This window comes from Intrasporangium calvum DSM 43043 (genome assembly GCF_000184685.1).
In the GTDB taxonomy this organism is placed as follows: Bacteria; Actinomycetota; Actinomycetes; order Actinomycetales; family Dermatophilaceae; genus Intrasporangium; species Intrasporangium calvum.
Window position 1 is genome coordinate 1,910,817 of the sequence record NC_014830.1, and the last position, 13,229, is coordinate 1,924,045.

The 13,229-nt window shown below is 71.1% G+C and carries 11 protein-coding genes; 5 read left to right on the forward strand and 6 right to left on the reverse strand.

All coding sequences use genetic code 11. The features are described 5' to 3' along the window. Nucleotides 1-197: 197 nt before the first annotated feature. The 5 genes from gap to INTCA_RS08550 all read left to right on the forward strand — a co-directional run bounded on the left by gap (nt 198) and on the right by INTCA_RS08550 (nt 4,257). Complete coding sequence (gap, locus tag INTCA_RS08530; RefSeq protein ID WP_013492512.1) at nt 198-1,202, forward strand: type I glyceraldehyde-3-phosphate dehydrogenase; 1,005 nt, start codon at nt 198-200, stop codon at nt 1,200-1,202. Nucleotides 1,203-1,371: 169 nt separating this feature from the next. Further along, nucleotides 1,372-2,643 (forward strand): phosphoglycerate kinase, encoded by a 1,272-nt coding sequence (locus INTCA_RS08535; RefSeq protein WP_013492513.1) that lies wholly within the window; start codon nt 1,372-1,374, stop codon nt 2,641-2,643. Next, entirely contained in the window at nt 2,643-3,452 is an 810-nt protein-coding gene (tpiA, locus tag INTCA_RS08540; protein WP_013492514.1) for a triose-phosphate isomerase, read from the forward strand. The genes INTCA_RS08535 and tpiA overlap by 1 nt, the downstream gene beginning before the upstream one ends. Before the next feature lie 196 nt (nt 3,453-3,648). Then, the gene (gene secG / locus INTCA_RS08545) at nt 3,649-3,894 is read left to right on the forward strand and encodes a preprotein translocase subunit SecG (RefSeq protein WP_013492515.1); all 246 of its coding nucleotides are present in this window, start codon (nt 3,649-3,651) and stop codon (nt 3,892-3,894) included. Nucleotides 3,895-3,906: 12 nt separating this feature from the next. Further along, entirely contained in the window at nt 3,907-4,257 is a 351-nt protein-coding gene (locus tag INTCA_RS08550) for an RNA polymerase-binding protein RbpA (protein ID WP_083807887.1), read from the forward strand. A 120-nt stretch (nt 4,258-4,377) separates the two neighbouring features. On the opposite strand, the gene pgl is transcribed toward INTCA_RS08550, so the two are convergent. Genes pgl through tkt form a run of 6 tightly spaced genes read right to left on the reverse strand, consistent with a single transcriptional unit; the run spans nt 4,378 to nt 12,976 of the window. Next, complete coding sequence (gene pgl / locus INTCA_RS08555; protein WP_013492517.1) at nt 4,378-5,130, reverse strand: 6-phosphogluconolactonase; 753 nt, start codon at nt 5,128-5,130, stop codon at nt 4,378-4,380. Next, nucleotides 5,127-6,362 carry a glucose-6-phosphate dehydrogenase assembly protein OpcA gene (gene opcA, locus INTCA_RS08560; RefSeq protein WP_013492518.1) on the reverse strand — a complete coding sequence of 412 codons (1,236 nt, stop codon included), beginning with the start codon at nt 6,360-6,362 and terminating at the stop codon, nt 5,127-5,129. The genes pgl and opcA overlap by 4 nt, the downstream gene beginning before the upstream one ends. Next, a complete protein-coding gene (gene zwf / locus INTCA_RS08565; RefSeq protein WP_013492519.1) occupies nt 6,359-7,900 on the reverse strand; it encodes a glucose-6-phosphate dehydrogenase in 1,542 nt (513 codons plus the stop codon). Before zwf ends, opcA begins: the two co-directional genes overlap by 4 nt. Further along, nucleotides 7,897-9,528, reverse strand: coding sequence for a glucose-6-phosphate isomerase (locus tag INTCA_RS08570; RefSeq protein WP_013492520.1), 1,632 nt, complete (start codon nt 9,526-9,528; stop codon nt 7,897-7,899). Before INTCA_RS08570 ends, zwf begins: the two co-directional genes overlap by 4 nt. Then, the gene (tal, locus tag INTCA_RS08575) at nt 9,525-10,637 is read right to left on the reverse strand and encodes a transaldolase (protein ID WP_013492521.1); all 1,113 of its coding nucleotides are present in this window, start codon (nt 10,635-10,637) and stop codon (nt 9,525-9,527) included. Before tal ends, INTCA_RS08570 begins: the two co-directional genes overlap by 4 nt. A gap of 5 nt (nt 10,638-10,642) precedes the next feature. Further along, a complete protein-coding gene (gene tkt / locus INTCA_RS08580; RefSeq protein WP_013492522.1) occupies nt 10,643-12,976 on the reverse strand; it encodes a transketolase in 2,334 nt (777 codons plus the stop codon). Nucleotides 12,977-13,229: the final 253 nt, after the last annotated feature.

Genomic DNA, 13,229 nt, shown 5'->3' on the forward strand with positions numbered 1-13,229 from the left:
GACGCCGGCCCACGGGAGCCGGCTCAGCGGCATACGGCATCGTGTCCGGCCGACCACGAGTGGGGGAGCGGCGCCGCCCATGCGATGAGACTCACGTCACGTCGCCGAGGACGACCGACTAGGGTTGGGCAGACGAGACGTCGCAGCGCCGCGACCCATCGCAGACCAGTGGATTCCCACCCGAGAGGTGCACAGCAGTGACTGTTCGCGTAGGTATCAACGGCTTCGGCCGCATCGGCCGCAACTTCTTCCGCGCCGTCCAGGCATCCGGAGCAGACATCGAGGTTGTCGCCACCAACGACCTCATGGACAACAAGACCCTCGCCCACCTGCTCAAGTACGACAGCATCCTCGGTCGGTTCCCCGGCGAGGTGAGCCATGACGAGACGTCGCTCACCGTCGACGGCAAGGCGATCCGTGTCTTCGAGGAGCGCGACCCGGCCAAGATCGACTGGTCCTCCGTGGGTGCGGACATCGTCATCGAGTCCACCGGCTTCTTCACCGACGCGCAGCAGGCCAGGGCCCACGTCGACGGTGGTGCGAAGAAGGTCATCATCTCGGCCCCGGCCAAGAACGAGGACATCACCATCGTCATGGGCGTCAACGACGACCTCTACGACCCGGCCGCCCACACCGTCATCTCCAACGCCTCGTGCACGACGAACTGCCTCGCGCCGATGGCGAAGGCCCTGCACGACGAGTTCACCATCGTCAAGGGCCTCATGACGACCATCCACGCGTACACGCAGGACCAGAACCTCCAGGACGCGCCGCACAAGGACCTGCGTCGGGCTCGCGCCGCCGCGCTCAACATCGTCCCCACCTCCACCGGTGCCGCGAAGGCGATCGGCCTCGTCCTGCCGGAGCTCAAGGGCAAGCTCGACGGCTTCGCGCTGCGGGTGCCCGTGCCGACCGGCTCCGCCACCGACCTCACCTTCGAGGCCGGCCGGGAGACGACCGTCGAGGAGGTCAACGCCGCGGTCAAGGCCGCTGCCGAGGGCCCCCTCAAGGGCTACCTCGTCTACACCGAGGACCCGATCGTCTCCAAGGACATCGAGACCGACCCGGCCTCCTGCATCTTCGACGCCGGGCTGACCAAGGTCATCGGCAACCAGGTCAAGGTCGTCGGCTGGTACGACAACGAGTGGGGCTACTCCAACCGGCTCGTCGACCTCGTCAAGCTCGTCGGCCAGTCGCTCTGAGACCGGCACCGCCGTCCCCGCGCGCGGGCGGGCCTCGTAGGCTCGCCTGCAGGGCGGTGGAAGCCGCCGCCCACCACCCAGCCGATCCCGACCTGAGCAGGGCCACCGGCTCCACCCAGGTCGGGCCCGGCCCCGACCGAATGTCCTGACCGACCGAAGAGGCAACCGCGTGAAGACGATTGGCGACCTCGGGGACCTGCGCGGCAAGCGCGTCCTCGTCCGCTCCGACCTCAACGTCCCGCTCGAGCAGACCGAGCGCGGCGCCACGATCACCGACGACGGGCGCATCCGGGCCTCGGCGCCCACCATCAGGATGCTGTCCGAGATGGGCGCTCGCGTCATCGTGTGCGCACACCTCGGCCGGCCCAAGGGCGAGCCGGAGCCGAAGTACTCGCTCGCACCGGTGGCCCGCCGCCTCGGCGAGCTCCTCGGCACCCCGGTCGTGTTCGCCGAGGACACCGTCGGCGAGGGCGCCCGGAAGGCCGTGGACTCGCTCGAGGACGGCGGGGTCGTCGTGCTCGAGAACCTCCGCTTCAACGCCGGTGAGACGGCCAAGTCGGAGCCCGACCGCGCCGAGTTCGCTCGGACCCTCGCCTCACTCGCGGACGTCTTCGTCTCCGACGGCTTCGGCGTCGTGCACCGCGCCCAGGCATCCGTCTACGACGTCGCACGGCTGCTGCCGCACGCCACGGGCGGGCTCGTCGAGGCCGAGGTCAACGTGCTGCGCCGCCTGACCCGCGACCCGGAGCGTCCGTATGCCGTCGTGCTCGGGGGTGCCAAGGTGTCGGACAAGCTCGGCGTCATCGGCAACCTCCTCGGCACGGCCGACCGCCTCATCATCGGCGGCGGCATGGTCTTCACCTTCCTCGCGGCCCAGGGCCTCGAGGTCGGCACGAGCCTGCTCGAGCGGGAGCAGATCGACACGGTCAAGGGCTACCTCGAGCGTGCCGAGCAGGAGGGCGTCGAGATCGTGCTGCCGGTCGACGTCGTCGCCGCCGAAGCGTTCAGCGCCGATGCGGAGCACGACGTCGTCCCCGTCGACGCGATCCCGGCCGACCGGATGGGCCTCGACATCGGCCCCGAGTCGGCCGACCTCTTCGCCCGCAAGCTCGCGGACTGCAGGACGGTCTTCTGGAACGGCCCGATGGGCGCGTTCGAGATGGAGCCCTACGCCGCGGGCACGAAGGCCCTCGCGCAGGCCCTCGTCGACGTCACCCGCCACGGCGGGCTCACCGTCGTCGGCGGTGGCGACTCGGCGGCCGCCGTCCGCCAGCTCGGCTTCGCCGACTCGGACTTCGGACACATCTCCACCGGTGGCGGAGCGAGCCTCGAGTACCTCGAGGGCAAGGAGCTCCCGGGCCTCACCGTGCTCGACGGGGACGGCGACGGGGACGGCGACGGGGACGGCGACGGCGACGCTCGTGACGGGGGGGCCGCCTGATGGCCACCTCCAAGACTGTCGGTCGGGTGCCCCTCATGGCCGGCAACTGGAAGATGAACCTCGACCATCTGCAGGCCACCCACCTCATCCAGAAGCTCGACTGGACGCTCCGGGACGCCAAGCACGACTACGACGGCGTCGAGGTCGCGGTCCTGCCTCCCTTCACCGACCTGCGCTCGGTCCAGACCCTCGTCGAGGGTGATCGGCTGCACCTGCGCTACGGCGCTCAGGACCTGTCCCCCCACGCGTCCGGGGCCTACACCGGTGACATCTCCGGGGCGTTCCTCAAGAAGCTCGGCTGCACCTACGTCGTCGTCGGCCACAGCGAGCGTCGGGAGGGGCACCACGAGACCGACGACGTCGTGGCGGCCAAGGTCCAGGCGGCCTACCGGCACGGCCTCACGCCCATCCTGTGCTGCGGCGAGGGCCTCGAGGTCCGCAAGGAGGGCAGCCAGGTCGAGCACGTCGTCGCCCAGCTGCGGGCGGCCCTCGACGGGGTGACCCGAGAGCAGGCCGCGAGCATCGTCATCGCCTACGAGCCGATCTGGGCCATCGGGACCGGTGAGGTCGCGACCCCCGACGACGCCCAGGAGGTCTGCGCCGCGATCCGGACCCTGCTCGCCGAGCTCTACAGCGGCGACCTCGCCGACGGCGTGCGGATCCTCTACGGCGGAAGCGTCAAGGCGGCCAACGTCGCCGCCATCATGGCCCAGGAGGACGTCGACGGCGCCCTCGTCGGTGGGGCGTCCATCGACCCCGCCGAGTTCGCGTCGATCTGCCGCTACCGCGACCACCTGACGGCGGGCTGACCCACGCCCCCCGCCGCCGCTCGGTCATTCGGCCCACCGGCCGCGGGAAGGTATCCTGACCACTGTCCTCGGGCGGGGCTTCACACCGAGCCTTGCAAGGGGCTCACCCGGGTCTCGTCCGCGGCGCTCGACAAGCCCGGGCCGGCCGACCAAGCGACGGGTAGCACGCCCGTCACCGACGATTTGGAGTGACCACGTGGATGCGGTTCGCATCGTGCTGCAGGTCCTGCTGGTGCTGTCCAGCCTGATCCTGACCCTGTTCATCCTGCTCCACAAGGGCAAGGGTGGCGGCCTCTCCGACATGTTCGGCGGCGGCATGTCGACCTCACTCGGCGGCTCGTCGGTCGCCGAGCGCAACCTCGACCGGTTCACGGTCGCCGTCGCGGTCGTGTGGGCCACGGCGATCATCGGGCTGGGCCTGCTCGCCCGGTTCCAGAGCTGAGAGGACGGGCCGATGGCGAGCGGTAACGCGATTCGAGGAAGCCGGGTCGGAGCGGGCCCGATGGGCGAGGCAGAGCGGGGGGACACCGCACCTCGGGTCTACATCTCGTACTGGTGCTCCAACGGCCACGAGACCCGGCCGAGCTTCGCCGAGGAGCCCGGCATGGTGGTGCCGGAGGTGTGGGACTGCCCCCGGTGCGGCTTCCCGGCCGGACAGGACAAGGAGAACCCGCCCGCCCCGCCGAAGGTCGAGCCCTACAAGACCCACCTGGCCTACGTGAAGGAGCGCCGCAGCGACGCGGACGGCGCGGCCATCCTCGACGAGGCGTTGTCCAGCCTCCGTGAGCGCGGGCTGATCCAGTAGCACACCACCCCTGTGACGTATGCCGCTGAGCGGGCGCCCGCTCAGCGGCATACGTGCGTCTGTGGTCGGGTCACCCCGCGCCGCCCTCCGGCTGGAGACCGGGGGCGAAGACCCGGCGCCTCAGCTGAGGCCGGCCCCTGCGGCGGTGTCCAGGAGCCACCGGGTCGCCTCGGTGCCCCTCGGCGCGCTGGCGGGCACGTCCCAACGGTCGGTGCCCGGCCGGAGCGCGGCCGCCACGGCGTCCGCCTTGTCCTCGCCGGCCACGAGGAACCAGGTCTCGCGGGCCTGCGCCAGCCGCTCGAAGGTGAGCGAGACCCGCTCGGGCGGCGGCTTCGGGGAGTGGTGCACCGCCACGGTCGGCGTGCCGGTGGCCCGCTGGGCGTCATGGTGCGGGAAGAGTGAGGCGACGTGCCCGTCGGGCCCGACCCCGAGGATCAGCACGTCGAAGGCTGCGGCGCCGTGTCGGGCCAGGGTCTCGGCGTAGGCGTCAGCGCTGGCTTCCGGCGTGTCAACCTCGTCCGGTCCCGGGACCCGGTGGACCTTGGTCGCATCGAGGCCGAGGCTCGAGAGGCCGGCCTCGTCGTTCTGTGTGTCGTTTCGGTCCGCGTGGCCTCGGGGCAGGAAGCGCTCGTCGCCCCACCAGACCCGGACCCTTCTCCAGTCAACGGCGCTCCGGCCGAGCACCCCGGTCAGCGACCGGATGATCTCCGAGCCGAGTGACCCACCGGTCAGCACGACCTGTGCCTCGCCGGAGACGCCTTGCGCGTCGAGGAGGGCGACGACGAGGCGGGCTGCGGCCGCGTCGGCGAGCGACTGCTTGCCGGGATGGATGACGACGGCCGGCTCGGGAGCCCCGCGGTCATCGGCCGTCATGACGAGGCCTTCTTGCTCGCGGTGGTGTTCTTGCTGGGGGTCTCCGCGCCAGGCTTGTCCGTGCGGGTGGACCGGCCGCTCGGCCTGACCTCCTGCGCTGCCTCCTTCTCGCGCGGCGTGCGCTTGCCGGCGAGCTTGCGCACCGTGGCGGAGTGCACCTGGCCGGCCTCCGAGCGCTCCGGTGCGGGCGGGGCGGTGATCATCGCCATCGCCTCCTGCGCTGAGTCGTCCCGGCTCAACCGGTCGGCCAGGCGGCGTGAGCGTTCCGGGTCCGGCGCCTTGCCGGCCTTGGCCGCCGCAGCGGCGGAGAGGCGCACCGGCTTGAGTTTGTCCAGACCTCTCAGGAGGGCGTCCTCGTACGTGTTGTCGGGGTCGAGGCGCCGCAGCTCGTCGGCGAGGATGTCCCTCGCCTCACGTCGGGGAAGCGTGATCCGACGGTCCGGCTGGCCCGGCTGCGAGAGGGTCGCGATGGTGTCGCCCGGACGGACGAGATCGATCGGGCCGCTCTTGCGCTCGAGTCGAACCGCGCTGATGCCCGACCCTCGAGGGGTGGCGACTCGTTGGACCGGCACCTTGAGCCGGTAGGCGAGCCAGGCGGCGAGCAGATCCGTGGACGGGGAGTCAGGTGCCCCGGAGACGACGGCCTGGGTCACCGGCTCATGCGGCGGCTGGTCGAGAGCGGCGGCCAGCAGCCCGCGCCAGCGGGTGATCCGGGTCCACGAGAGGTCGGTGTCGCCGGGCTGGTAGCTCTGGGCGCGCTTCTTGAGCATGGCGCGGGAGTTGCGGTGCTGCGCCGCATCGGTGATGCGCCGCTGCGCCATGGCGCCGATGGGGTCGTCGGCGACGTCGCCGGGTGCCTCACCCGGCCACCAGGCGACGATGGGTGAGTCGGGGAGCAGGAGGGGGACCACCACGCTCGGGCCGTGCTTCGCGAGCGGACCGTAGAGCCGCAGGACGACGATCTCGCTCGCCCCCGCGTCCCCACCCAGCCGGATCTGCGCGTCCAGGCGGTTGCGGCCCCTGCGGTCGCCCGCGATGACGACGATGATCCGACAGGGGTGCTGACGACTCGCGTGGTTGGCCACGTCGATCGCCTCGGAGGCGTCCGCGTCGTCGACGACGATGACGAGGGTCAGGACCCGGCCCAGAGCCATGGCGCCGACCTCGTTCCGGGTCCGCACGAGGGTCTTGCTGATCTCCGTCGTGGTCGTGTCGGTCAGGTCTCTGATCACGGCATCCTCCAGGTCCTGCCGTCGCGGGCGAGCATGGCGTGCGCAGAGGCCGGCCCCCAGGTGCCGGCGGGGTACTGATCCGGTTTGCCGCTCCGGGCCCAGTGCTTGATGAGCGGGTCGAGGATGCGCCAGGACAGCTCGACCTCCTCGTGGCGGGGGAAGAGCGGCGGATCCCCGAGGAGGACGTCGAGGATGAGGCGTTCGTAGGCTTCCGGAGAGGCCTCGGTGAAGGAGGAGCCGTAGCCGAAGTCCATCGTCACGTCGCGGATGTCCATCTGTGCCCCGGGGACCTTCGACCCGAAGCGGATCGTCACTCCCTCGTCCGGCTGGACCCGGATGACGACGGCGTTCTCACCGAGCTCCTCGGTGGCCGTGTGGGCGAAGGGGAGGTGCGGGGCCCGCTTGAAGACGACCGCGATCTCGGTGACCCGCTTGCCGAGGCGCTTGCCGGCGCGGAGGTAGAACGGCACGCCGGCCCAGCGGCGGGTGTCCACCTCGAGCGTCACTGCGGCGAACGTCTCGGTCGTCGAGCCTGCGTCGACACCGTCCTCCTCGAGGTAGCCGGCGACCTCGGTGGCGCCCTGCCACCCGGCGGCGTACTGCCCTCGGGCCGCGTGCGCGTCCAGGTCGTCCGGAAGGCGCACGGCCGAGAGGACCTTCTCCTTCTCCGCGCGAAGATCCTTGGCGTCGAAGGAGACCGGCTCCTCCATCGCCGTCAGTGCGAGGAGCTGGAGCAGGTGGTTCTGGATGACGTCACGGGCTGCCCCGATCCCGTCGTAGTAGCCGGCCCGCCCGCCGATGCCGATGTCCTCGGCCATCGTGATCTGCACGTGGTCGACGTAGTGGGAGTTCCACACCGGCTCGAAGAGCTGGTTGGCGAAGCGCAGCGCCAGGAGGTTCTGGACGGTCTCCTTGCCGAGGTAGTGGTCGATCCGGAAGACGCTGTCTGGCGGGAAGACCTTCTCGACGATCCGGTTGAGCTCCTGTGCGCTGCGCAGGTCATGTCCGAACGGCTTCTCGATGACGACGCGGCGCCACGCGTCCCCGCTCGCGGTCGTCAGGCCGCACCGCTCCAGCTGCTCGCAGACCGGGGCGAAGAACGCCGGCGGGACGGAGAGGTAGAACGCGTGGTTGCCTCCGGTGCCCCGCTCGGCGTCGAGCTCATGGACGGTCTGGGTGAGCAGGTCGAAGGCAGCGGGGTCGTCGAACGTTCCCGGGACGAACCGGAAGCCTTCGGACAGGTTGCGCCACACGTCGTCGCTGAACGGGGTGCGGGCATGCTGGCGCACGGCTTCGTAGACGACCTTGCCGAAGTCCTGGGTCGCCCAGTCACGGCGCGCGAACCCCACCAGCGAGAAGCCGGGGGGCAGGAGGCCGCGGTTGGCCAGGTCGTAGATCGCGGGCATGAGCTTCTTGCGAGCGAGGTCACCGGTGACCCCGAAGAGCACCAGGCCGCAGGGTCCGGCGATGCGGGGGAGGCGCTTGTCCTCGGGATCGCGGAGCGGGTTGAGGCCCGGGGCGACCCGAGCCGGGCTCACCGGCGGGCCCCTGCCAGCAGAGCTGCGAGCACCTGGGCGAGGCCTGCGTCGTGGTCGGTCAGGTGGAGCTGGAGGACGGGGCGACCGTGCTCGGCGAGCACCTGGGCATCGCCGCCCGCTTGCGCGGCGATGAACTGTCCGAAGGTGAAGTCGCGACCGGGAACCGGCAGGTCGTCGCCCGGCTCCGAGGTGATCTGCAGGTAGACGCCGACGGCCGGGCCGCCCTTGTGGAACTGACCGGTCGAGTGGAGGAAACGCGGCCCCCAGCCGAAGGTCGTCGGCCGCTCCGTCCGGGCGGCCAGGGCGGCCCGGCAGTTGGCCAGCCCGGCGTCGCCGAGCCGGTCCAGGTAGGCCATCACGGCGACGTAGCCACGCTCGGTGACCTGCCCGAGGAGCGCCTCGACGGCGTCCGCCACGGTGCGGCCGTCCCCGCTGGAGGACAGCCAGTTCCCGCCGAGGGCGCGGACCTCGACGGCTCCGTCGACGTATGCCGCTGGGCTGGCTTGCCGGGCCCCCTGGTCGAGCAGCCCACGGGCAGCCTGCTTGGCCGACTCCACGTCCGGCTGGTCGAACGGGTTGATTCCCAGCAACCGACCGGCCACGGCGGTGGCGACCTCCCACAGCAGCAGCTGGGCGCCGAGCGTGCCGCCGACGCGAACCTCGTCCCCGTCCGGACGGCTCTCGTCGTCGGAGGCCACGAGCCGCGCCACGAGGACGTCCGGTGCCGACCAGCCGAGCTCCGGCGCGTGCTCGGACTCGACGACGACGGGCAGCACACCGGTGCCGTCCTTGCCGGTCGACTCGGCGATCAGCTGCTCGGCCCAGTCCGCGAAACCTTGGATCCCTGAACCGTCCTCGACGAGGATGAGCTTGTCGCGCAGCGGGGAGGTGCCGCCCATGGCGGCTCCGAGGCGGAGAGCGGGGTTGGCCTCGTCGTCGGCCGCGAGCAGGTCCGCGACGGACTCCGCCTCGTCGAGCAGGCCTGCCACGTCGACACCCGCCAGCCCGCTCGGCACGAGGCCGAACGCCGTCAGTGCCGAGTAGCGTCCGCCGACGTTCGGGTCGGCGTTGACGACGCGGTAGCCCTTGGCCCGGGCCTCCTCGTCCAGTGGGCTGCCCGGGTCGGTGATCACGACGATGCGTTCGGCGGGGTCGACTCCTGCGTCAGAGAAGGCCTGTTCGTACGCGCGTCGCTGGGAGTCGGTCTCGACGGTCGAACCGGACTTGCTGGACACGACGACCACGGTGTGCTCGAGGTCGTCGGAGACGGTCCGCCGGACGAAGTCCGGGTCGGAGGAGTCGAGCACCACGAGCGGCCGGCCCGCGGTGCCGCAGATGACCTCGGGCGCCAGTGAGGACCCACCCATCCCGCACAGGACGACATGGGTGAGCCCCTGCTGGAGGAAGGTGTCGCGCAGTGCGGCGATCTCGCCGACGAGGGGACGGGAGGACCGGGGGAGCCCGACCCAGGAGAGCCGCTTCCGTGCCTCCGCCTCCGCATCGGGACCCCAGAGGGCGGCGTCCTGGGCGAAGAGCCGGCTCGCCACCGAGTCCCGGACGAGCTCGGGCACGTGTCGCGCGACGGCGTCCGCGGCCGCGCCTGACGCGCTCACGGCGAGGGAGGTCATGCCCGCACCTTCTCCATCTCCTCGGAGACGCCGTCGAGAAGCTCACCCCAGGACTTCTCGAACTTGTCGACCCCCTCGGCCTCCAGCAGCTCGACCACCTCGCTGTAGGAGACGCCCTGGGTGTCGAGGGCGTCGAGCACGGCCGCGGCCTCGGCATACCTGCCCGAGATGGTGTCGCCGCGGATCTCGCCATGGTCCGCGGTCGCCTCGAGCGTCGTGCCCGGCATCGTGTTGACGACGCCGGGGGCGACGAGCTCAGTGACGTAGAGCGTGTCCGGGTAGGCCGGGTCCTTGACCCCCGTCGAGGCCCAGAGGGGGCGCTGGGCGTTGGCACCGTCGTCGGCCAGGTTGCGCCACCTCGGGGTGCTGAAGACCTCCTCGAAGGCCTGGTAGGCGAGACGGGCGTTGGCGACGCCGGCCTGGCCGCGCAGCGACCTGGCCTCGTCGGTCCCGATCGCATCGAGTCGCTTGTCGATCTCGGTGTCGACGCGGGAGACGAAGAACGACGCCACCGAGTGGATGGTCGAGAGGTCCTTGCCTGCGGCGTGCGCCTTCTCGAGGCCCTCGAGGTAGGCGTTCATGACGGCCCGGTACCGGTCGAGCGAGAAGATCAGGGTCACGTTCACACTGATGCCCTCGGCCGTGACGGCGGTGATCGCAGGCAGGCCCGCCCGCGTGGCCGGGATCTTGATGAGGACGTTCGGCCGGTCCACGTCGGCGTACATCTGCTTGGCCTGCGCGATGGTCGCGTCGGTGTCGTGGGCGAGGCGCGGGTCGACCTCGATGGAGGCCCGTCCGTCGACGCCGCCGGTCCGGTCATAGAGCGGACGGAACAGGTCGCAGGCGTCGCGCACGTCGGCGGTGGTCAGCTCGTGGACGACCTCCTCGACGCTCTTGCCGGCGGACGTCAGGGCGGCGAGGTCCTCGTTGTACCGGTCGCCCTTGGCCAGGGCGGCCTGGAAGATGGACGGGTTCGAGGTGAGCCCGACGACGTTTCGCTCCTCCATCAGCTCCGCGATCTTGCCGGTCTCGAGCAGCTCGCGGGACAGGTCGTCCAGCCAGATCGAGACTCCGGCGTCCGACAGGGCCTTGGTGTTCGGGTTCGTCATGGTGGTCACTTCCTCTTCGAGGTGTGCGCCGTCGCGGACTTCTTCGCGGCAGCCCGTGGGGTCGAGCTGGACACGTCGGTGTCACCGCTCGCAGCGCGCTTGCGCGGGTTGGTCTCGGTGATGCCCGGCGCGTGCACCGTGGCGCGGGCCGCCTTGATCGACTCCTTCGCCGCCTTGACCACGGCGTCGGACGTGATGCCGAACTCGCGGAAGACGGTCACGTAGTCGGCCGAGGCACCGAAGTGCTCGAGGCTGATGGTTCGACCCGCGTCGCCGACGATGTCGTGCCAGCCCATCGAGACACCGGCCTCGACGCTGACGCGGGCTCGGACGGCAGGCGGGAGCACCTTGTTCTGGTACGACTTGGGCTGCTTCTCGAACCACTCGCGGCAGGGCATCGAGACGACCCGTGTCGCGATCCGACCCTTCTCGAGCTGCTGGGCCGCCTCGACGGCCAGCTGGACCTCGGAGCCGGTGGCGACGAGGACGACGTCCGGGTCCCCGGGACGCGACTCCTCCACGAGCACGTAGGCGCCCTTGGCGACGCCGCTGACCTTCCCGTGGGTGCGGCGGTCCCACGTGGGGACAGCCTGCCGGGTGAGCGCGAGGGCCGTGGGACCGGTCGCACCGGTCAGGATCTGGGCCCACGCCGCAGCGGTCTCGTTGGCATCGGCCGGCCGCACGACGTCGAGACCCGGGATGGCTCGCAGGGCGGCCAGGTGCTCGACGGGCTGATGGGTCGGGCCGTCCTCGCCGAGACCGATGGAGTCGTGCGTCCACACGTACGTGACGGGCAGCTGCTGCAGGGCCGCGAGCCGGACCGCCGGCCGCATGTAGTCGGAGAAGACGAGGAACGTGCCGCCGTAGGGCCGGGTGAGCCCTTCGAGAGCGATGCCGTTGAGGATCATCCCCATGCCGTTCTCGCGGATCCCGAAGTGCAGGGTCCGCCCGTACGGGTTGCCCTTCCACGTCTCCGTCTGCTTGGACGTCGGGATGAAGGAGGGCTCGCCCTCCATCGTCGTGTTGTTCGACTCGGCCAGGTCGGCGGAGCCCCCCCAGAGCTCGGGCATGACGGAGGCGAGGGCGCTGAGGACCTTGCCTGAAGCGGCGCGCGTCGCGACACCCTTGGCATCGGCGGGGAAGGTGGGGAGTGCCTTGGCCAGCCCGTCCGGCGCCTTGCCGGCCACGATGCGGTCGAGGAGGGCAGCCCGCTCGGCGTTCGCCTTGCGCCATGCCTTGTAGGACCGGTCCCACTCCCGGTGGGCAGCCTTGCCCCGCTTGACGACCTCGCGGGCTCGCCGCAGGACGGCCGGTTCGACGACGAAGGACTTCTCCGGGTCGAAGCCCAGCAGCTCCTTGGTCGCAGCCACTTCCTCGGCGCCGAGCGCCGAGCCGTGCGACTTGCCGGTGTCCTGCTTCGTCGGGGCCGGCCAGGCGATGATCGTTCGCAGGATGACCAGGGTGGGTCGGGTCGGCTCGGCGTCCCCCGAGCGGATGGCCGCGAGCAGGGCGTCGACGTCCTCGACGTAGCTGTCGCCGTCGCCGCTCCCGCGCCAGTCGACCGTGACGACGTGCCAGCCGTAGGCCTCGTAGCGCTTGGCGACGTCCTCGCTGAAGGCGATGTCGGTGTCGTCCTCGATGGAGATCTGGTTCGCGTCGTAGACCACGGTGAGGTTGCCGAGCTCCTGGTGCCCGGCGAGCGCACAGGCCTCGTGCGTGACCCCCTCCTGGAGGTCCCCGTCGGACGCGATGACGTAGACGTGGTGGTCGAAGGGGCTCGTGCCCGGGTCGGCGTCGGGGTCGAAGAGGCCGCGCTGGCGCCGCTGGGCCATGGCCATCCCGACGGCGGAGGCGAGGCCCGACCCGAGGGGGCCGGTCGTGATCTCCACGCCGACGGTGTGGTGGACCTCCGGGTGGCCAGGTGTCCTGGAGCCCCACGTGCGCAGCGCCTTGAGGTCGGCCAGCTCGAGCCCGTAGCCGCTCAGGTAGAGCTGGATGTACTGGGTCAGGCTCGAGTGCCCTGCAGAGAGCACGAACCGGTCCCGGCCGAGCCAGGCCGGGTCGGTCGGGTCGTGTCGCATGACGTTCTGGTAGAGCAGGTAGGCGAGGGGGGCCAGGGACATCGCCGTCCCCGGGTGGCCGTTCCCGACCTTCTGGACCGCGTCCGCCGCGAGCAGCCGGACGCTGTCGACGGCCCGGACGTCGAGGTCGGACCAGCCGGCGTCCGCGCAGAGTGGCCGGGGCAGCCTCGGGTCGCGTCCCGCCAAGGGGTCCTTGCTCGCCGACCTCCGTCGACTGGGCTTGGTCTCAGTGGCGGTTGCACTGGTCGGGGTAGGCACGAGGGCGGTCTCCTTCTGGGGCCGGGTGCGGGCGGCGCGTACGGTGACGAGCCTAGTGCGTGGGGTGGTGGGTTCAGGTGGGCGTGCAGGGAGTTGCCAGCGAGCTCACGGCCGGTGTGCGGCCCCGGCGCTGCCCACCTCGAGCGGCTCCACTCGGCTTCCCATACCCCGCACACACCGCCGCGCGCACCTCGCGAAGTCATCCGCGCGAACCACGGGCTAGACTGCGGGCCAGACTTGCCTGTCACCGGAG

Coding starts and splice junctions, on each gene's coding strand:
- INTCA_RS08550 (WP_083807887.1), top strand. CDS start 3,907: ATGGCGAGCGGTAACGCGATTCGAGGAAGCCGGGTCGGAGCGGGCCCG.
- tpiA (WP_013492514.1), top strand. CDS start 2,643: ATGGCCACCTCCAAGACTGTCGGTCGGGTGCCCCTCATGGCCGGCAAC.
- INTCA_RS08570 (WP_013492520.1), bottom strand. CDS start 9,528: ATGACCTCCCTCGCCGTGAGCGCGTCAGGCGCGGCCGCGGACGCCGTC.
- pgl (WP_013492517.1), bottom strand. CDS start 5,130: ATGACGGCCGATGACCGCGGGGCTCCCGAGCCGGCCGTCGTCATCCAT.
- tal (WP_013492521.1), bottom strand. CDS start 10,637: ATGACGAACCCGAACACCAAGGCCCTGTCGGACGCCGGAGTCTCGATC.